The 19,646-nt window shown below is 67.7% G+C and carries 15 protein-coding genes; 8 read left to right on the forward strand and 7 right to left on the reverse strand.

The genetic code is table 11. The features are described 5' to 3' along the window. Window positions 1-68: 68 nt before the first annotated feature. The 6 genes from wecB to ACIG5A_RS02265 form a co-directional block, all read right to left on the reverse strand. Window positions 69-1,253 (reverse strand): non-hydrolyzing UDP-N-acetylglucosamine 2-epimerase, encoded by a 1,185-nt coding sequence (wecB, locus tag ACIG5A_RS02240; protein WP_397236771.1) that lies wholly within the window; start codon window positions 1,251-1,253, stop codon window positions 69-71. Continuing rightward, window positions 1,250-2,590 (reverse strand): glycosyltransferase, encoded by a 1,341-nt coding sequence (locus tag ACIG5A_RS02245; protein ID WP_397236773.1) that lies wholly within the window; start codon window positions 2,588-2,590, stop codon window positions 1,250-1,252. Before ACIG5A_RS02245 ends, wecB begins: the two co-directional genes overlap by 4 nt. 573 nt (window positions 2,591-3,163) lie before the next feature. Beyond that, a complete protein-coding gene (ligD, locus tag ACIG5A_RS02250; protein ID WP_397238780.1) occupies window positions 3,164-4,093 on the reverse strand; it encodes a non-homologous end-joining DNA ligase in 930 nt (309 codons plus the stop codon). A gap of 286 nt (window positions 4,094-4,379) precedes the next feature. After that, window positions 4,380-5,018 carry a LysE family translocator gene (locus ACIG5A_RS02255; protein WP_397236775.1) on the reverse strand — a complete coding sequence of 213 codons (639 nt, stop codon included), beginning with the start codon at window positions 5,016-5,018 and terminating at the stop codon, window positions 4,380-4,382. Window positions 5,019-5,042: 24 nt separating this feature from the next. Then, window positions 5,043-7,049, reverse strand: a complete 2,007-nt coding sequence (locus ACIG5A_RS02260; RefSeq protein ID WP_397236777.1) for a family 2A encapsulin nanocompartment cargo protein cysteine desulfurase — start codon at window positions 7,047-7,049, stop codon at window positions 5,043-5,045. Next, complete coding sequence (locus ACIG5A_RS02265) at window positions 7,021-7,953, reverse strand: family 2A encapsulin nanocompartment shell protein (protein ID WP_397236779.1); 933 nt, start codon at window positions 7,951-7,953, stop codon at window positions 7,021-7,023. The genes ACIG5A_RS02260 and ACIG5A_RS02265 overlap by 29 nt, the downstream gene beginning before the upstream one ends. A gap of 211 nt (window positions 7,954-8,164) precedes the next feature. Here ACIG5A_RS02265 and ACIG5A_RS02270 point away from each other — a divergent pair, with 211 nt between their 5' ends. The 5 genes from ACIG5A_RS02270 to ACIG5A_RS02290 all read left to right on the forward strand — a co-directional run bounded on the left by ACIG5A_RS02270 (window position 8,165) and on the right by ACIG5A_RS02290 (window position 13,227). Beyond that, window positions 8,165-9,727, forward strand: a complete 1,563-nt coding sequence (locus ACIG5A_RS02270; protein WP_397236781.1) for a phenylacetate--CoA ligase family protein — start codon at window positions 8,165-8,167, stop codon at window positions 9,725-9,727. After that, complete coding sequence (locus ACIG5A_RS02275) at window positions 9,724-10,173, forward strand: hypothetical protein (protein ID WP_397236783.1); 450 nt, start codon at window positions 9,724-9,726, stop codon at window positions 10,171-10,173. The genes ACIG5A_RS02270 and ACIG5A_RS02275 overlap by 4 nt, the downstream gene beginning before the upstream one ends. Continuing rightward, complete coding sequence (locus tag ACIG5A_RS02280) at window positions 10,170-11,240, forward strand: hypothetical protein (RefSeq protein ID WP_397236785.1); 1,071 nt, start codon at window positions 10,170-10,172, stop codon at window positions 11,238-11,240. The genes ACIG5A_RS02275 and ACIG5A_RS02280 overlap by 4 nt, the downstream gene beginning before the upstream one ends. Next, window positions 11,237-12,199 (forward strand): hypothetical protein, encoded by a 963-nt coding sequence (locus ACIG5A_RS02285; RefSeq protein ID WP_397236787.1) that lies wholly within the window; start codon window positions 11,237-11,239, stop codon window positions 12,197-12,199. Before ACIG5A_RS02280 ends, ACIG5A_RS02285 begins: the two co-directional genes overlap by 4 nt. A 218-nt stretch (window positions 12,200-12,417) precedes the next feature. Further along, window positions 12,418-13,227 carry a hypothetical protein gene (locus tag ACIG5A_RS02290; protein WP_397236789.1) on the forward strand — a complete coding sequence of 270 codons (810 nt, stop codon included), beginning with the start codon at window positions 12,418-12,420 and terminating at the stop codon, window positions 13,225-13,227. Between the two features lie 18 nt (window positions 13,228-13,245). Here ACIG5A_RS02290 and ACIG5A_RS02295 read toward each other — a convergent pair whose 3' ends face one another. Then, window positions 13,246-14,484, reverse strand: coding sequence for a YhgE/Pip domain-containing protein (locus ACIG5A_RS02295; protein WP_397236791.1), 1,239 nt, complete (start codon window positions 14,482-14,484; stop codon window positions 13,246-13,248). Window positions 14,485-14,658: 174 nt separating this feature from the next. On the opposite strand from ACIG5A_RS02295, the gene ACIG5A_RS02300 reads away from it, so the two are divergent. The 3 genes from ACIG5A_RS02300 (at window position 14,659) to ACIG5A_RS02310 (ending at window position 19,609) form a co-directional block, all read left to right on the forward strand. Next, window positions 14,659-16,239 (forward strand): bifunctional phosphatase PAP2/diacylglycerol kinase family protein, encoded by a 1,581-nt coding sequence (locus tag ACIG5A_RS02300; protein ID WP_397236793.1) that lies wholly within the window; start codon window positions 14,659-14,661, stop codon window positions 16,237-16,239. Window positions 16,240-16,670: 431 nt separating this feature from the next. Further along, window positions 16,671-18,311: a fatty acyl-AMP ligase gene (locus tag ACIG5A_RS02305; protein ID WP_397236795.1), complete on the forward strand. Its 1,641-nt coding sequence runs from the start codon at window positions 16,671-16,673 to the stop codon at window positions 18,309-18,311. Next, window positions 18,308-19,609, forward strand: a complete 1,302-nt coding sequence (locus ACIG5A_RS02310) for a MupA/Atu3671 family FMN-dependent luciferase-like monooxygenase (RefSeq protein ID WP_397236797.1) — start codon at window positions 18,308-18,310, stop codon at window positions 19,607-19,609. Before ACIG5A_RS02305 ends, ACIG5A_RS02310 begins: the two co-directional genes overlap by 4 nt. Window positions 19,610-19,646 lie beyond the last annotated feature (37 nt).

Below are 19,646 nucleotides of genomic sequence, written 5' to 3' on the forward strand. Positions count from 1 at the left end.
CCGGGCGGCACCGAGCACCGAGCACCGAGCACCGAGCACCGAGCACCGAGCACCGGGCGGCCTGAGCATCAGCTCCGAACGTCAGATCGTCCGGTACCGGCCGCTGCCGGTGCGGCAGATGCCCTGGTCCGCGGTGCAGTCGCTGTCACCTGTCCGAAGTCGTCGGTCAAGTGGGTGAGGATGCGGTCTGCGGCATGGCCATCTCCGAAAGGATTGCCGGCGTTGGCCATTCGCTGATATACGGTCTGATCATCGAGCAGGGTGTTCGCCGCGGCCACGATAGCGTCGGGGTCGGTGCCGACCAGTATGGCCGCTCCCGCTTCGATCGCTTCGGGGCGTTCGGTTGTTGTGCGCAGGACGAGGGTGGGTTTACCGAGGGTCGGGGCTTCCTCCTGGATACCGCCGGAATCGGTGAGTATCAGATCGCAGGCGGCGAGAGTGGCCGAGAAGTCGAGGTAGTTCAGGGGCTCGACCACACGAATGTTGTTGTGGCCGGATAGTTCTGGTAGGAGCGCCTCCCGCACGGCGGGGCTTTTGTGTAGCGGCAGCACGATTTCGACGTCACTTCGATCGGCAAGCCGGCGTACGGCATCGCCCATGCCGCGCATGGTGTCGCCCTGGTTCTCGCGGCGATGCAAGGTCAACAACACCCGCCGCGGTCCGGTGGTGAAATGACTGCGCCCGGTGCGCTGAGCGAGGACCCACAACAGGTTGTCGACCACGGTGTTGCCGGTGATGAACACTGCGGATTCCGATACCCCCTCGGCGATCAGATGCCCGGCTGCGCGGGGCGTAGGAGCGAAATGCCACCGGGCGATCCGGGCGATGAGGCGGCGGTTGAGCTCCTCGGGAAACGGGTTGTGCGGCACCCCGGTCCGCAGACCGGCCTCCACATGAGCGACGGGCACCTGCTCGTAGAAGGCGGCCAAAGCGCCGGCCAGTGCGGTCGTGGTGTCGCCGTGAACGACCACGAGGTGGGGGCAATGCTCGCGGATCACCTCGCCCAGGCTGTCCACCAGCCGCGCAGTGAGGGCGGACAGCTGCTGGCGATCACGCATGACGTCCAATGCGGTGCGGACCGGTATCTGCAGCAGATCCAGCATCTGGTGCAGCATTTCGCGGTGCTGCCCCGTGGTCACGACGAGTGGCTCGAACACCGGAGAGTCGGCCATGGCGCGGACCACCGGGGCCAGTTTGATGGCTTCGGGCCGGGTGCCGAGGACCAGGACCGCACGCACCGGGGCCGCGTTCACAGCGCCTTCGAGGGCATCGTCACCGGGGCTTCCACGGCCCGTTCGGTCTTGGTCCAACTTCGTCGCCCGATGAGTATCCGGGCTACGGCTCGCCAGGCGGCGACGAAACTGACGTAATTCCACAGCAATTGGGCCGGAGCGTAAATCAATGGCTCCCACAGCGGCAGATCATCGGTGCGCCGCCAATACACCAGCGCACAGGCCAGATACACCGAGCAGAACAGCACATACCAGCTCAGAACCTGCACCGCAGCCAGCCACACCGGCCCGCTCGCGAGGATCGACAGCCTCGGCCCCAGCCGATAGGCGGAGCTGAGCAACCAGTACTGCTGCAGGATCGACCACGGCACTGTGAACAGGTAAGGGATGAACAGATATCCGGTGAGTTCGGCCCGAGTGGCGAACCTGATGCCGGGCCTGGTCCACAGCTCGGGCAGGCGCGTGATGGCGCTCATGTGGCCGTGGAACCATCTGGTGCGCTGCCGCAGCAGACGGCGCGGGTCGGCCAAACCCTGCTGGGACACATAGGCGCCTGTGGTGGAGGTGACCGTCCAGCCGTGCACAGCCAGGCTGATGCCCAGATCCAGGTCTTCGGTCAGCGAGTCCGACCACGGCTGTTCCCCGACACTGTCCAGCGCGGACAATCGGGTGAACTGGCCGTTGCCACCCATACTCACCGACCCCGTCAGAATCCGCCCGAACTGGGTCATCGCACCGAGTCCCCAGAACTCGTAATCTTGGAAGCGCAGCGCCACTCCGGCACGGTCACGAATCCGCACCGCCAGTTGCGCACCGCCGATCTCGGGTCTCTCGAACACTACGGTCATCCGAGCAGCGGCGCCGGGCGTCATCCGGCCGTCGGCATCGAGCACACACACCAGCACCCGCGCAGGTTCCAGAGCCTCATCCCGCACGCGGCCACGCACAAACCGCAGACCCGTGTTGAGAGCCGCCCCCTTCCCCTGCCGAGCATCCGGAAACGCCCTGCGCACAACGGCGATCCGGTCCCCGCCCGCGGCTTCGGCCAGCGCGGCCGTGCCATCGTCGCTGCCGTCATCGATGACGCACACCCGTACCCCGGGTTGGAACTCACACAGCCACCGCACCGTGTTCGCGATGACCCTCGCCTCGTTCAAACACGGCACCAGGACGAACACGGTCCAGCCCTCGGGCAACGCGACCGGCTCCCCGTCCCGCAGCCCGAGCTGACCGCGCAACGACGCATCGCACCGACGGCTGTACAACACCCCCAGCACGATGAGCGGCCCGGTATAGGCGAGCGCGATCGCGCCGACCACGAGCGAGATGTTGCGCACCACGAGGTCCAGAGAGGTCACATCGCATCCTTCAGGTAATCCAGATCGGATGGCTCGCCTGACGTCCGCGAGTATCAGCCATCAAGATCATCTGAACGAAGACGGATCGCCGCAGTTACCGAATCGAAGCGAAAAGCATGCGAAATCCGAGTCCCTGCGAACTCTGACGCGATCGTGCCGGGAAGCGAAGCCTCCATCGTCGGCACGGTCGCCGATCTCGCCACCGGGTGAGCGATTCGGTTGGGCCGAAACGACCACGGCGGCAGCGTGATTCGTATTCCCGGTGTTAATTTGAGGTGATGATGCGGATCCGGGTCACCCCGCCGGACGGCACGCCGCCGGGGCGGTGAGACGACCGACCGGAGACGGCGGTGGGTGGCAGCGCAGACCGGGCCGCACCGATGAGCGGCACTCCCTGATCGTCGGCTATCACCGACCACCGGTACCGCGGCGCCAGGCACTGTCCAGCCCCAACGGAATTCTGCCCACCCCGACCGCGATATTTTCCCGGCCCCAACGCCGGACGCACCTCGCCGAGGTAGTGCTCGAGCACCTCGATCACCCAATCCAGATCCAACAGTGTTGCATCCGATGCTATTTCGGCACTTCGACGTCGGCGGGGGTCTTGTCGGTGCGCAGGCCGCGCCAGCTGGGGTGGCGCAGGCCGTCGCCGGTGAACTCGCGGTACTCGACGTCGGCGACCAGAGTCGGGGTGACCCAGTGGGCGGGGCGGGCGAGGCGCGGCGGCGGGTCGAACGGGGAAGCGGGGGAAGCCAATTCGTCGAGCCGGGTGCGCAGGCGGCGGCGGTCGGCGAGGGTGAAGCCGGTGCCGACGTTACCCAGGTAGGTGAGGCGGCCGGTGGCGTCGTTGGCGGCGAGGACCAGCGAGCCGAAGGTGGCGGCGAATGTTCCGTTGCCCGGCAGCCAGCCCGCCACGATGACCTCGGTGGTGCGGCGGAACGGCGTCTTGATCCAGGCGGGAGATCGGCGGCCCGGCTGGTAGGTCGAGGTGAGCTGCTTCGAGACGATGCCCTCCAGGTGATGCTCGTGCGCGACCGCGAGCAGTTGGCCGGCGGGCACGTCCGTCCAGTGCGGTGGGGTGGTGATCAAGGTCGCGTCCATGGCGAGATCGGCAAGCCGTTGCCGCCGTTCGAGATAGGGCAGCGCCAGCGTCGGCGTGCCGTCGATCGCCAGCACGTCGAACAGATACAGCTGCACCGGCACCGCGGCGATCAGCTCCCTGCTCGGGCTCACGACGTGCATGCGACGCTGCAGCAAACCGAACGACGGTGCACCGGAGCCGTCCTGCGCGATGACCTCGCCGTCGAGAATCAGCGTCCGCCCACCGGTCGCCGCGGCGAGCGCGGCCGCCAGCTCCGGGTAAGAGCCGGTGACATCGCGCCGATTTCGGCTGTAGAACCGGCATTCGTCCCCATCGCAGACCACGATGGCCCGGACGCCGTCCCATTTCATCTCGATCGCCCAGCCCGCCTCGTCCGGCGGCCGCCCCGCGACCGCCAGCATCGGTGCCTGCACGGATGCCACAAGATCAGCGTATAGCTAGCAACCTTCTCTCGCGGGCAAGCCGGACACTCCGGTGTATGGCCGTCGAGCAGGTCGCCGAGCAGCTCGGATTGCGTGTGCGCACCCTCCGCAACTACGTGCGCGAGGGATCGTCGGCGACCGCGACGTCATGTTCGACTCCGCGGAAACCGCCGACCGTGTGCGCCGCGTGCCGCTGGATGTCGGCCACGCGATCCTGGGGCAGACCGAGACGGTGCTCGAGTTCCTGCGGCGTGACGCCTGCCGGTTACGCGGCGTCCGACAGCGCGAGCTTCAGGCCGAACGCCACGAGCACCGACCCGGTGACGGCCTCCATCGCGCGCTTGACGGCGGGCCGGGCGAACCAGGATTTGGCGTATCGGACGCCGAAGATCAGTGCGGCGAACCACAATTGGCCCTCGGCGAGGTGCAATGCGGCCAGGCCCAATCCCATCGGCAGGTGTGGCGCCGTCGCCGGAATGAACTGGGGCAGCATGGCGATGTAGAACACGCCGACTTTCGGGTTCAGCAGGTTGCTCAGCGCACCACGCAGCCACGCGCGCAGCAGCCCGTCGCCCGGCGCGCGGTCGTCGTCGAGCGACGCGGCGCCACCGCCGCGCCACAGCGCGATGAGCGAGGTGGCGCCCAGCCAGATCAGGTACAGCGCGCCCGCGATCCGCAAGACGGTGTAGGCCACGTGCGAGGTGGTCAGCAGCACCGAAAGCCCGCATGCCGCGGCCACACCCCACACCACGAGTCCGGTGCTGACCCCGAGTGCGCTGGCCCACGCGACCCGCGTGCCACGGGTGACGGCCGCGCGCAACACGATCGCGGTGTCCACACCGGGAACGATCGTGAGCAACCCGGCCACCACCGCGAACGAAACCACGGCCGTCCACATGCTCATGCCCTCAATCTACTGCTCCGCGGCTCACATTCGGGCGCGGGACAGTTGCTCGAGGGCGGCGAGCATGCGGTCGATCTCCTCGCAGGTGTTGTAGAAGGCGAACGACGGGCGGATGGTCGCCTCCAGGCCGAAGCGGCGCAGGATGGGCTGGGCACAGTGATGTCCGGCGCGGACCGCGATGCCCTTCTCGTTCAGCGCCTTTCCGACCTCGACGGGTTGGTGGCCCGCCATGACGAAGGAGAGCACGCTCGCCTTGTCCGCGGCGGTACCGATCAGGCGGACGCCGGGTATCGCCGCGAGACGCGGTGTGGCATAGGCGAGCAGGTCGTGTTCGTAGCGCGCGATATTCGCCATGCCGATGGCCTCGACGTACTCGATGGCGCTGCCGAGGCCGACCGCGTCGGCGATGCTGCCGGTGCCCGCCTCGAACCGGCCGGGTGGCGGCTGGAACAGCGAACGCTCCATGGTGACGTCGCTGATCATATTGCCGCCGCCCTGCCAGGGCGGAACATCCTGTAGCACCTCGGATTTGCCGTATACCGCGCCGATTCCGGTCGGCCCGAACAGTTTGTGGCCGGAGAATACGAAGAAGTCCGCGCCGATGCTCCGGACGTCGATCGTGGTGTGCGGCACCGATTGCGCGCCGTCGACCACGGTCACCGCACCGGCCCGGTGCGCCTGCGCGACGATCTCGTGCACCGGGGTGATGGTGCCGAGCGCATTCGAGACATGCGCGACGGAAACGAGTTTCGTCCGGTCGGACAGCAGCCGGGTGTACTCGTCCATCAGCAGCTGGCCGCGGTCGTCGACCGGGATCACCCGCAGTTCGGCGCCGGTCTCCGCGGCGAGCAGCTGCCACGGCACGATATTGGCGTGGTGCTCGAGCTGCGAGATGAGGATCTCGTCGCCCGCGCGAATGTTCTTGCGCCCCCACGTCTGCGCGATCAGGTTGAGCCCCTCGGTGGCGCCGCGGACGAAGATGATCTCCTCCGCCGAGGACGCGCCGAGAAAGCGGGCGACGGCGTCGCGCGCCCGCTCATAGGCGTCGGTCGAGCGCGCGGCCAATTCGTGTGCCGCGCGGTGGATATTCGAGTTCTCGTGCTCGTAGAAGTACGAGAGCCGCTCGATCACCGCGCGCGGCTTCTGCGTGGTCGCGGCATTGTCGAACCACACCAGCGGATACCCGTTCACCCGCTCGCGCAGGATGGGGAAGTCGTTGCGCACGGCATAGACGTCGAACGGGGGGTGCGGATCCGGCGCTATCGGGGCGTCGTCGAGAAAGTAGAACGGCGAGCTCGGCTGCGCCACAGCCGGATCCGGACGTTCCAGGAAGTAGAACGCCGGTGCCGTAGACGGCGCGGACGAGGTATCGGCGAAGCGCGGCGGCGACAACAATCCATCCAGCGATGGCAACATCGGCAGAAACGGGTCGATGTGCACGCCGGTATCGGGCGCAGCCGAGCTCGCACCCGACATCGGCACCTCGGGCCCCCAATCGGGCACCGAGGGCTCGGGCGTCTGCCCGCCGGGCGGTGCCGTTCCCCGCGTTGGCGCGATTCCGCCGGATTGTGCCGCCGACCGTGGAGGTGACGATGCGGATCCGGTGGACGGCATCGACCGACCCGTGGACGGCAGCGACGATCCGGTCGGCGGTATGGGCGAACCCGTCAGCGGCAGAGTCGATTCCGTCGCCGATCCAGCAGGCGGCCTCGGTGGTGCTGACATAGGCGAACCCGCAGACGGAATCGATGGTCCAGCCGACGGCGTCGATCCCATCGTCGACGCGACCGACCCCGTGTGCGGCATCGAACCTTGCGGCGGCACAGGCGAACTCGACATCATCGAACCCAAGTCGGGCTCCGCTGTGCCGAGCGTCGCCACACCGGGCGCCCCGGACGGCAGCGCCGAGAAGAACTCTCCGGCAAGGCGGTTCAGCAGTGCTTCGTCCGGCAACCACACCGGCTGTGCCGCACCGTCGTTCGCCGCGTCCGGGGTGGGAAGCTCAGCTCCGGTAGGTCGGTGCGTAGTCATGGAACTTGTCCACCTCGACTCCGTCGAGCACCGCCACCGCGTCGTCGGTCAGTATCGCCAGCGAGCAGTACAGCGACACGAGATACGACGCGATCGCACTGCGATCGATACCCATGAACTTCACCGAAAGGCCGGGTCCCTGCTCACCGGCCAGGCCGGGCTGGTACAGGCCGACGACACCCTGGCGCGCCTCACCCGTGCGGATGAGCACGAACTTGGTCTTGCCCTTGACCACCGGAACCTTGTCCGACGGGACGATCGGGATGCCGCGCCAGGTCAGGAACTGGGAGCCGAACATGCTCACGGTCGGCGGCGGCACACCGCGCCGGGTGCACTCCCTGCCGAATGCCGCGATCCCTTCGGGATGGGTCAGGAAGAAACCGGGTTCCTTCCACACGCGCGCGATCAGGTTGTCCAGATCGTCGGGTGTCGGCGGGCCCGCGATGGTCGAGATCTTCTGCTTGCCGGTGGCATTGGCGATCAGCCCGTAGTCGGGGCTGTTGATCAGCTCGCCCTCCTGGTGCTCCTTGATCGCCTCGATGGTGAGCCGCAACTGCTGAGCTATCTGGTCGTGCGGGCTCGAGTAGAGGTCGGAGACCCGGGTGTGCACATCGAGAATGGTGTGCACCGCCTTGAGTCGGTACTCCCTCGGCTTCTTGTCGTAGTCGATGAAGGTCTCCGGCAGCGGCGACTCGTCGAAGTTGTCGCACTGGATATCGACGGTGTGCTCGTGGGTGACCCGGTTACGCCGGTAGATACCCGCCTCGACCGGCACCCAGTTGAGTAGATGGACCAGCCACCGCGGGGTGATGGACTCCATCTGCGGAACGGTTTTGGTCGCGTTCGCGAGTGTCCGTGCGGCCTCGTCGCCGAGGGCTACCGGTTGTGGGACAGCTTTCGTCATGGATTACCACCTCGAGGTTGGCAAACTGACCGTTACCATCGCGCCCCATGCTAGCGCCCGCGGCCGCGGGCGCGCGGATCCCGGCACACACGCCGTGTCCTCGAGTACTCGTACCTAGACGGTTCGAGTATGCGCACGGGTCTCGCGCGGCCCGCCGCCGACAAGGCTGGAGGGCAAGCGAAACTCCGATCAAGAGGGGGAGGACCCTGTGGTGCCGACGAAAGTGGTCACCGGTCGACTGCCGCTGTGGGCGCGTGCGCGGCTGAGCCGGCTCCGGGCATATTCGGCGCTGTTGACCGCCGTCTACGGCGCGGCGTCGGCGCATCCAGCGGTGTGGCGGCGGATGGTGCGGACCTTCCGCCCCGCCTTCGCCCGCCTCGCCGCCAGGCACGCGCTGACGGCGTGCAGGCTCGCCGCGCTCGACGTGCCCGCGTATCGGCACTTCACTCAGCGTGCCGGAGCGCGGAAACCGCAGCGCCTCACCGACTTTCCGGAGACCGACAAGACCAACTACGCGGGCGTCTACGACGAGGAGAGCCGCTGCCACAACGGCGAGCTGTACCGCACCGGCGTCATCGTCGACGAGTCGTCGGGGTCGACCGGCAAGCCGTTCAACTGGGCTCGTGGTCCCCGGGAGCTCACCTCGATCTACCGCAACGCGGCGGGTTACGTCGAGATGGTCTTCCCTGGCGAGCGTTTGTTCGTCATCAACGCTTACTCGATGGGCGCCTGGGCCACCGGCACCACCACCGGCGCGGCGATGGCGCGGATCGCGATGGTGAAGAACACCGGCCCGGATCTGGAGAAGATCATCGACACGCTGACGCACTTCGGCCCCGGCTACGACTACATCGTCGCCGCTTACCCGCCGTTCATGAAGCATCTGCGCGATCGGCTCGACGATATCGGTTTCCCGTGGCAGCAGTACCGGATCCGCGGGATGGTCGGCGGCGAATCGATGACCGAGGCGCTGCGTGACTACCTCGAGGAACGTTTCGTCCTGGTGCGGTCCTGCTACGGCGCGAGCGACCTGTCCATCGGCATCGGCGCCGAGACCGGCTTCACCGTCTGGCTGCGCAGGCGCCTCGCCGAGGATCCGCGGCTGCGGCGCGAGCTGCTCGGCGACGACGAGCAGCGGCTGCCGATGATCTTCCACTACAACCCGCTGGAGACCTATCTCGAGGTCAACGCGCGTCGAGAGCTGTTGTGCACCATCACATCCCGGCACTGTGTACAGCCCAAGCTGCGCTACAACGTCGGCGACGAAGCCATGGTGCGCTCGCTGTCGGAGGTCAAGCGGATCATCGCCCGCGATCCGCGGCGGCTGGCCGAATGCCGCCGGGCCTGCGGCGGCGACCGGATGAACTTACCGCTGCTGTTCCTGTTCGGGCGTGCCGACAGCACCGTGTCCTACATGGGCGCCAATCTGTACCCGCAGGACATCGAATACGGCCTCTACCAAGGCAATCCGCATGCCGACCTGATCTCGCGGTTCTGCCTGTCGCTGGAGGAACTGCCCGATCTGGAGTCGCGCCCGGTGGTCAATCTGGAGCTGCGCGCGGCGGATCTGCCCGCCGAGCAACGGCAGCTGCTGGCCGCCACCTGCCGCGCGGGCGTGCTGGATCACCTGGCGCGGGTCTCGCGCGACTTCGCCGAATCGCTGCGCGAGGATCCGGCCGCGGCCGATCTGCGGGTGCGGCTGCACGATCCCGGCGACGGCCCGTTCGCCGCGATGACCAAGCTCAAGAACACCTATCTCGTGGAGACCTCATGAGGACAACCGATTTCAGCAAGACGCCGCCGCAGGGACAGGCGACGGCGATGTTCGTCGGCGCCACCCGCTACCGCAGCCTGCGCTCGATCTTCGCCCTCACCTCCGCGTGGATACGGATGGTGCGCGAGATGAAGCGCATGCGCGGCTACCGCTGGCACAAGGTCTACTACCAGTTCCCGCTCACCCTGGGCACCATCGCGTTCTTCGAGGACCGCGACGCGCTGCTGCGCTTCGCCCGCACCCGCACCCACCGCGAGCTGATGGTCTGGCTGACCGACGGCGACAAGCGCGCCACGGCAGGCTTCATCCGCCTCTACGACGCCGACCCGTCGGGTTACAGCAACGGTGTCTGGCGTGCGGAAGATGGTTCGATGGCGCACATTCCGTGCTTCACCCCGCTGTCGAACGAGGTGGGGGACGGTCCGTCGGTGGTGCGGCACCGATGACGTTGCACCGTGTCCGCAGTGCGGGCGAGCTGCGCGAGTTCCTCGCGCTACCAGGTGAATTGCACGATGACAGATACGTGCCGACGCCGCATCAGACGATCCGGCGCTGGTACCGCGACGGCATCGGCCTCTACCTGCTGCGCGACGAGGCGGGGCAGGTGCTCGCCAGGACCACCCTGCACACCGACGACGCGTTCGACGCCAAGCTCGGCCGCCGCCTGCAACTGTTCGGGCTCACCGAATTCCGCACCGGCGCCGGCGATGCGCTGTTCGACGCGATCTGCGCCGCCGGGCGCGCGGCGGGCCGCACCGGCGCCTTCGGCCCGGTGTCGTTGCTGCCCAACCAATCCGGCGGTGTGATCACCTCCGGCCACCACGAGCGCGGGTTCATCGACAGCGCGTGGAATCCGCCGCACTACCCCGCGGCCTACGAATCCTATGGATTCCAGCGGCGATTCGAGTCCGATACCTGGATCTGCCCGGTGGACGCGGACCCCGACGTCGCCTTCGCCGTCGACGACGCGCGACTCGACGGCCTGCGGCTGCACCGCGGCGACAAGCGACGGCTCGGCACCCAGCTGCCGATACTGCGCGAGATGCTCAATGCCGCCTTCGACCAACTCGGGTACTACACAACGATTTCCGCCGAACAGCTGGCGGCCCAGACCGACGGTCTCGCCTATCTGATCGACGAATCGCTGCTGCTGTATCTGACCAAGGACGAGCGCCCGATCGCGTTCATCCTGTGCGTCCCCGACATTTCCGAGTTCCTCACCGCGATCGGCGGCAACCTCGGCCCGCTGAACCAGCTCCGCCTACTGACCCGCCGCTCCCGTTACCGGCGCGAGGCGGTCCTGATCATCAAGGGGACGGTGCCGGGCGAACAGGGGAGCGGACATATGCGCTACCTCTCGCGCGAGCTGCTGCGCAACCTGCGCGCCAACGGCTACGAGCGGCTGCGCAGCACCTACGTGGAACGCGCCAATCCCGGTTCGGCAGCGCACTATCGGGCGATGGGCGGGCGACCGCTGCACGGCTACACCTTCTACGAAAAAGATCTGACATGACCTTCGATGCCGCAGCTCTGCGCGCACTCGAACCCGATTTCCGGCGGGCGCCGAGCGCGCACAACACCCAGCCGTGGACGCTGACCTATCGCGACGGCCACGCCGACATCGGCTGGCATCCGGACTACGCGCTGCCCGCGGGCGATCCCACCGGACGCGACCTGCGCCTTGCCATGGGCGCATTCGTCGAATGCTGCCTGATCGTCTGCGCCGACGCGGGTCTGGCGATCGAGTTCGCACCCGACCACGGTGAGCGACGGATCGGGCGACTGATCCCCGCCCGGCTCCGATACCTGACCCCGTACACCACCGAGGACATCCGCCACCGCACCTCCCATCGCGGCGCGTATCAACCCGGCCCGCTCGACGAGACGGTGTCGAGCCAGCTCGAGGAGGTCGCGACGGCAAGCGGTGCCGGCCTGTTCCGAGTGCCTGGCCGTGATCTGCGCGCGCTGCTGCCGCGCGCCGATCGTGCGTTGTTCGCCAACCCGCCCGCGGTGCGCGAACTGCGCGACTGGTTGCGCCTGACCCCGCGCCACCCGCGCTACCGGCAGGACGGCCTGACCGCCGAAGCGTTGGCGCTCGGCCGCGGTGCGGCGCTGGGCCTGCGCCTCACCCTCGCCTGCTACCCACTGCTGCATCGCGCGGGATTGCCGCGGCTACTCGCCGCCGCCTCCAGAATCCCGCTCGACAACGATGTTCTCGTCCTGGTCGCTCCCTCGGCCGAATGCGACGAGATCGCGATGGGCCGCACGCTGCTTCGCCTCTGGCTCACGCTGTCCATCCACGGTTACGCCACCCACCCGCTGAGCCAGCTCATCGATTCCGCGACCACCAGGGCGGCGCTGGCGGACACGATCGGCGTCGACGACCCGGCCCGGCTGCTGCACGTCGCCCGCGTCGGCCGCCCCGCGACGACACCCGTCCGGTCGCATCGGCGGCGCGGGGAAAACGAGTAGTCACCACCCGTGTGTCGACGGACCGCACGACTCAGAATCGAAGACATCTTCGTCCGAACGAGCGGGGTGCACCGATGAACAGCGAATCACGACGACGGTGTCGAACTCTGGGATCGCGTAGCGCGGCGGTCATCGGTGTCTGCCTCATCGCGCTACTCAGCGCCTGTGGCGGGCGTTCACCGGAACCATCCTCGGCGACGCCCACCGGCGGGACCGCGGTGGGCGACACCAAGAACAGCTCGAACGCGACCACCCCGACGAAGACCGAGCGCTCCGACATCGTCCTGCTAGGCATCGCGGACCAGCGACTCGCCCGAATCGCCAACGAACTCCGCGACAGCGGCGTCGGCGAGGTCGCCGTCGGCCCCGGCGCGGTCGGCGCCGCAACGGATCTCGTGCTGTTCACGGTCAGCGTCGCCGATGGCACGCAACCCCTCTTCCTGGAACATCTGGCCGCACTCGACGGTCAGGTCGTCGCCCGCGCGGCGGTCCTGCTGTTCAATCCGCCCGGCAATCCGGTGGGCGATCACGAGATTATCGAGCTGGTGCGGGTCGAGACGCTGGAGACGTTGCGGCGGTACGAGATCAGCGATCTGCGGCCGGGCGATGTGGTCTCCTACCCCGCGGCCGACTTCGTCGCGCGCGTGCGTGCCCTGCTCGACGGGTCGCGGCACGATCATCACGTGCGTAAACCGGTGCGCCTGACGACCACCGAGCCGCCCGCGAAGTCCGCGGTGCCCTCGTTCGCCGGGGTGCCGCTGAACTACGCGGTCACCATGCTCGAAGAGCTGGGGATGAAGGCCGTTGTGCTGGCCGATCCGGACTTCGGACTGGTCAATACCTGCTATCCCCCTGTCGCCGAACAGATTCCGGCGGCGGGTGTGGTCGTGCCGAAGGGGACATCGGTCGGCCTGCTCGTCGCCGCGCCGGACACCAGCGAACCGCCGGAGTGCGCACTGCCGAAGCTGACCAGGGCCCAAGTCGACGCGCGGGTCGCCGAATTGAAGGCACAGCCCGGCGTGCGCTGAGTCGGCCCGCGCGTGCGGTCAGCTCGCGCGTGCGCGGAAGCGTTCGTAGCCGATGGTGCCCACCACGCCGACGACGATGGCGAAAACCGTGCCGAGCGTGCACATCACCACCGCGCGGCTCAGCCCCGCGTCGGCCTGTGCGTCGAAGTAGAGGATCGATCGCACGCCGAGGAATACCTGGTGCATCGGCTCGAACTCGCTCAGCAGGCCGTAGACCCGCGGCGCCGCTTCGATGGGGACGATGCCGCCGGAGGATGGTAGGCCGAGTGCGAGGAAGACCAGCATATTGATCGGCATGGACAGGGTGTTCAGCACCGGCAGCCCGATCGCCGAGGCCACCGTGGACACCAGGGTGATCACCGCCATCGCGGTCATGCCGATCGCGAGGGAGGCGTAGGCGGCGAAACAGTACAGCGCGACGGGGTGGTTCACCGGCATGCCGAGCGCGGTGGCGATCAGCTGATAGATGCCGGACATCACCAGTGCCACCACCGCGATGAGCTCCCATTTGTACAGCAGCACACGCCATCTGGAGATATCGGGCTCGTTCTGCACCGCGGCGTCGACGCCCGCGTTGACCAGCGCGCTGCCGGTGAATCCGGCGAACACCACCAGCAGGGTGTAGTAGAAGGCCGAGATGCCGTTGGCGGTGCCTTCGGGGAGCGCGCGGTATTCGACGACGGCGATATCGATCGGCCTGCCGAGGGCGACCAGTGCCGCGTCGGACAGCGGCACGCCGTTCGCGCGCGCCCGGTCGGTCGCGGCGACGCCCAACCGCTGGTCGACGCGTTCGAGCGCCGGAGTCACCAGCTGTACGGTCAGCATCGTCGCGGTCGAGCCGGCCCGCGGGTTGGTGCGCACCTCGACCACCGGTGCTCGGCCGTCGCCCGCGGCGGCGCCGGACAGCGCCGACAGCCGCGCGCTGAAATCCTCGGGTATCACGACGGTGCCGTAGATCTTGCCGACCGACATCAGCGACTCGGCCTGTGCCCGGTCGGTGACTCGCCACCGGACCTGATCGGCGGGCAGCGACGCGATCACCTCGTCGGCGACCATCCTGCCGTATTCGCCGCGGTCGGCGTCGACCAGCGCGATCGGAAAGTCGTGCACGTTGCGCTGCGGATCGAGGATGCTGCCGAGATAGGACAGGGCGAGCAGGCTCAGCAAACCCATCGCGACGATCAGTGGAACCGCCCAGAGCGTGTTATCCCTGGTGGTAGGCGCGCCCTCGCTCGTGTCCTCGGCCGTTGGTGTCACAGCGCGAAACTAGCAGCACACTCTCGGCAACATTCGTTGACATGCGGTACGGAGTTCCCGCTCGTCCGTCGGCCGCTGGGCGATGAACGGTGCGGGCGGCGATCCGTGCTCGCCGACCGAGTCCGAAACAGACTGCACGGCAGCCGAGTTGGCGGCGTCGGTAAGGTCGGGTGGGTGAGTAGCTGGGTGCGCCGAAGAGCTCGACGAGTTGGCCGTTTCGATCGAGCGGTCGAAAGCGCGGTCGCCGGGCTGCCCGCCTCGGCGGCCGACCGTGGCCTGCTCCGGCTCACCGGCAGCGCCGATTACAGCGCACTGTGGCTGGTCATCGCGGCGGTGCTCGCCGCGCGCAAGGGCACACCGCGGCGGGCCGCGCTGCGCGGTGTCGTCTCGGTCGCGGGCGCCAGTCTCACCGTCAATGCCGGACTCAAGTCGCTGATCGCGCGCCGCCGGCCGGCCGCCGAGCAGCTGCCCGCGTACCGGCGGCTCGCGACGGTCCCGGCGTCCTCCTCGTTCCCCTCGGGGCACGCCGCGTGCGCGGCCGCCTTCGCCACCGCCGTCGCGCTCGAAAGTCCGCGCACCGCACTGGTTGTCGCGCCGATCGCCGCCACCGTCGCCTACTCCCGCGTGCACACCGGGGTGCACTGGAGCTCCGATGTGCTCGTCGGTGCCGCGGTGGGTTCCGGTATCGCACTGGCCACCCGGCGCTGGTGGCCGGTGCGCGAATCCGACGAGGCGCTGGCCCGCCCGGTCCGCGAGGCGCCGGTGCTGGTCCGGGGCAAAGGTCTTGTGGTGGTGGTGAATCCGGTGTCCGGCGATCCGAACTACGACCCGACCTATGACATCAGCGCGGCGCTGCCCGCCGCCACCGTGCTGCGCACGCGACCGGATCTCGATGCCGCCGAACAACTCCAGAAGGCCATCGCCGAGCACGCCGAGCCGGTGCTCGCCCTCGGCGTCGCGGGCGGCGACGGCACGGTGGCCGCCGTCGCCGCGGTCGCGCTGCGCCACGAGCTGCCGCTGGTGGTGATCCCCACCGGCACGCTCAACCACTTCGCCCGCGATCTCGGCGTCTACGACCTGCGCGAGGTGATCGATGCGACCGGCGCGGGCGAGGCGGTCGCGGTCGATATCGCCAGCGTCGAGTACGACGACGGAACGGGTTCGCGCACCAGGCATTTGATCAATACCTCCAGCATCGGCACCTATCCGGAACTGGTGCGGCTGCGCGAGCGGTGGCAGCCGCGCTGGGGTAAGTGGCCCGCCTTCGCCGCCGCGCTGGCGACCACGCTGCACCGCGCCGAACCGATCGAGATCCGGCTGGACGGGCGCTGGCGGCGGGTCTGGTTCCTGTTCGTCGGCAACGGTCCCTACCATCCGCAGGGCGCCGTGCCCGCCTTCCGCGACCGCCTCGACGCCGGGCTGCTCGACGTGCGCTGGCTACGCGCCGACCTGCCCTGGTCCCGCACTCGCGCCGTATTCGCCTTGTCGCTGGCCGCAATCGGCAACAGCAAGGTCTACGGCGAACGCCGGCTACCCGAATTGTTCGTACAGCTGCCGACCCCCGAGGCGCTGGCCACCGACGGCGAGGTGATCGGCGAGGCCACCCACCTCCGTTTCGCCATCGCGGGCCAGCTCGCCGCGTACCGCCGCGACGAAGACAATCCGCGCTGGGCCGATCGCGATCGCCCGCACCATCGCAGGGCGCCGTGGCTCCGCGACGCCTTTCGCGCAAAGTGGCCAACGGCCAAGCGCTGAGGGCGAATCAGTGCCACGGGGCGCGCGGTTTGCTTGAATAGCGCCGCACGCGGGCCGATCTCTGGAAAGATCCGGCTAGGAGGTTTCTCTTTCAGCCGCTACTTCGTCTAGTCGCTGCTGTGCCCGTCGACATCGAGGTCGGCCGGCGCGGTGGCCGTGGATCGGGAGGAGTCGGGCATATGCGGATATTGCGTCGGAAACGTTCGGTGTCGGTTCTTTCCTCGTCACGCACCGGTTGATCGGACGTGGCGTAGGCCGCCGCGCCGGTTCGGCCATGACCTGAGGTGTGCTCGTCTGCTCGGCGCGTCGCTGAATGAGATTCGTGCATGGGCACTAGTTTTGCTCTGTCGTTTCCCTATGCGGAGGTGTCTATGGATGTCGAGCAATCAGCGCAGGGCCCTCTTACTCTCGTAGATATTCTGTCGAGTCGCGTGATTGAAACACCGAATAGGATCGCGTATACGTTCTCCAGTTACAAAGAAGCCGACGAAGACCTCGATTATGCCCAGCTTTCGCGCCGCGTAGCCGACCTCGCGTCGCAGGTGCGCGCCGCGACCGAGCCCGGTGACCGTGTGGTGCTGCTGTGCCCGCCCGGTCCCGAGTTCGTCTACGCCTTCTATGCCTGCCTGTCGACGCGTCGCATCGCGGTGCCCGCGCACCTTCCGTCGTCGGCACATCAGGTGGCCGCCCTCGCCGCGATTCTGCGCGACAGCGGCGCGAGCGCGGTGATCGCGCCACTGGCGACGATGCCGGTGAGCAGCGAGCTGCTCGGGCCCGGCATCCGGATCATCGACAGCGGCGAGATCGGGCACGGTTGCGGTTCCGGCGACGCCGCCGAATCGGCTCCGGCGCCGAATGATGTTGCTTTCCTGCAATATACGTCCGGGTCGACCGGCACCCCCAAGGGCGTGGTCGTCCTGCATCGCAATCTGATGCACAACCTGGGGCTCATGCGTACCGCGTTCATGCTCACGCCGGACAGCTCGATAGTCTCGTGGCTCCCGCCGTACCATGATATGGGGCTGATCCAAGGCATTCTGTTGCCGATGTTCGTCGGGTTCACCGGAACCCTGTTGCCGCCCATGACATTTCTGCGCGATCCGCTCACCTGGCTGCGTGCGATATCCGGGCGCGAGAACGTGATGGCGGGCGGGCCCAACCTGGCCTACGGCCTCTGCGCCAGACGCGTATCTTCCAGCGATGCGGCCGGATTGGACTTGAGCGGTTGGCGGACCGCCTTCGTGGGAGCGGAACCGATTGATCCGAAGACGCTGCGCACCTTCGCGGAGCTGTTCGCGGCGAGCGGGTTTCGCCCAGAGAGCCTCCTTCCGGCCTACGGTCTCGCCGAGGCCACCCTGTATGTCAGCGGGGGGCCGCATGGTACCGGCGCGCGCTCGCGGTACTTCGCGGCCGAGGACTTGGAGCGCGGTATCGCCACCGAAAAGCCGCGTGGGCGAGAGCTGCTCAGCGTGGGCATGATCGATCCGGAGCGGATCGTCGTCGTCGACCGGGAGACACGACGGCGATGCGAGGAGAACCACATCGGTGAGATCTGGTTGCGCGGCGAAAGCATCGCCGCCGGTTACTGGCACAAGCCCGCCGAGAACAAGGATGCCTTCGAAGCACGGATCGTCGGCGAGGACAGTGTCGACTATCTGCGGACCGGCGATCTCGGATTCCGGTGCGACGGCGAGCTCTACATCTCCGGGCGCAGCAAAGAGTTGATGATCGTGCACGGCCGCAATGTGTTCCCACAGGATATCGAGCGGACCATCATCTCCGCCCATCCGGCGCTGCGGCCCGGTGGCTGCGCGGTATTCGCGGCGAGTATCGACGACGAAGATCGCGTGATGGTCGTGCAGGAACTCAACGACACGCTGGAGCGCGAGAGCGCCGACGAATTGGCGGGTTCGATCCGCGATGTCGTCAGCCGCGTGCACGCCATCAGCCTGTACCGCGTTGTCTTCGTCGGCAAAGGGGAGGTGCCGAAGACGACGAGCGGAAAAATTCAGCGACAGTATTTGCGTAAGACCTATTCATCCGCGATGTCATTCGAGGAGAGTGTGATATGAGCAAATCGTCCGATGGTGCCGTGCTCGAATTCTTCGTGGAATGGGCCGCCGAGCGGCTGGAACGAGAATCGGTCGATTTGAATGCTCCGCTCACCTCGCTGGGTTTGGATTCCGTGAAGGCCGCGGAATTGATGACGATTCTGGAGGAACGCTACGAGGCGGAAATCACCGCCGAGGACATCTTCGACGGCCTGACCCTTGCCGATGTCGCGGAGATGGCGAGCGCGCAAGGCGGCGACGGCCAGAGCGCCGAACCTGCCTCGGACACCATGGATTTCAGCCTGCTGTTCTTCTCCAGCGACGCGCAGCAGAACACCGACCGGCGCTACCGGCTGCTGCTCGACAGCGCCCGCTTCGCCGACGCGCACGGGTTCAAGGCCATCTGGATGCCGGAGCGGCACTTCCACAAGTTCGGCGGGCTCTACCCGAACCCGGCCGTGCTCGGCGCCGCGCTGGCCGCGAGCACCGAGCGGATCCGCATCAGGGCGGGCAGTGTCGTTCTGCCACTGCACAATCCGGTGCGCGTCGCCGAGGACTGGTCGGTGGTCGACAATCTGTCGGACGGGCGCGTCGACGTCGCGTTCGCCACCGGCTGGAACGTCGACGACTTCGTGCTCGCGGGCGACAACTATGCCGAGCGGGTCGAGATCACCCGGTCCGGGATGGAGACCGTGCGGCGGCTGTGGCGCGGCGAGCCGGTGTCGCTGCCCAACGGCGTCGGCGAGGAGCGTTCGGTGCGGATCTTCCCCACACCGGTCCAGCAGGCCCTGCCGACCTGGCTCACCTGCAGCGGCGGCATCGAACGCTTCGAGATGGCTGGCGCGGTCGGCGCGAATGTGCTTACCGCACTGCTGTTCCAGGAGGTGGACGAACTGGCGGCCAAGCTGGCCGCCTATCGCGCCGCGCGCGCACGGCACGGCCACAGCGGCCAGGGGGCCGTCACCGTCATGCTGCACACCTTCGTCGGGGAGAACGACGCGCTGGTGCGCAAGACCGTCGAGGGCCCGTTCAGGAGCTACCTCGAGGATTCGGTCGACCTGTGGCGCCGCGGCTCGGCCGCGCTGGAGAGCCTGGACGAGAAGTCGCGAGTCAAGGTGCTCGACTTCGCTTTCGAACGCTACTACCGCAACAACGGGCTGTTCGGCACGCCGGACTCGGCGCACGCCACGGTCGCGCGGCTGCGCGCGATCGGCGTCGACGAGATCGCCTGCCTGATCGACTTCGGCATTCCGGACGCCACCGTACTCGAAGGACTCGAATCGCTGTCCACGCTCAGGAAACGGACGCTGTCCGCCTAGGAATTTGATCCAGTAGCTTCGAGATCCGGGAGAACAC

Origin of the sequence: Nocardia sp. NPDC052566, from assembly GCF_044547285.1 — a bacterium.
Lineage (GTDB): Bacteria > Actinomycetota > Actinomycetes > Mycobacteriales > Mycobacteriaceae > Nocardia.

Coding starts and splice junctions, on each gene's coding strand:
- ACIG5A_RS02260 (WP_397236777.1), bottom strand. CDS start 7,049: ATGACTACGCACCGACCTACCGGAGCTGAGCTTCCCACCCCGGACGCG.
- ligD (WP_397238780.1), bottom strand. CDS start 4,093: ATGCTGGCGGTCGCGGGGCGGCCGCCGGACGAGGCGGGCTGGGCGATC.
- ACIG5A_RS02255 (WP_397236775.1), bottom strand. CDS start 5,018: ATGAGCATGTGGACGGCCGTGGTTTCGTTCGCGGTGGTGGCCGGGTTG.
- ACIG5A_RS02310 (WP_397236797.1), top strand. CDS start 18,308: ATGAGCAAATCGTCCGATGGTGCCGTGCTCGAATTCTTCGTGGAATGG.
- ACIG5A_RS02275 (WP_397236783.1), top strand. CDS start 9,724: ATGAGGACAACCGATTTCAGCAAGACGCCGCCGCAGGGACAGGCGACG.
- ACIG5A_RS02280 (WP_397236785.1), top strand. CDS start 10,170: ATGACGTTGCACCGTGTCCGCAGTGCGGGCGAGCTGCGCGAGTTCCTC.
- ACIG5A_RS02265 (WP_397236779.1), bottom strand. CDS start 7,953: ATGACGAAAGCTGTCCCACAACCGGTAGCCCTCGGCGACGAGGCCGCA.
- ACIG5A_RS02285 (WP_397236787.1), top strand. CDS start 11,237: ATGACCTTCGATGCCGCAGCTCTGCGCGCACTCGAACCCGATTTCCGG.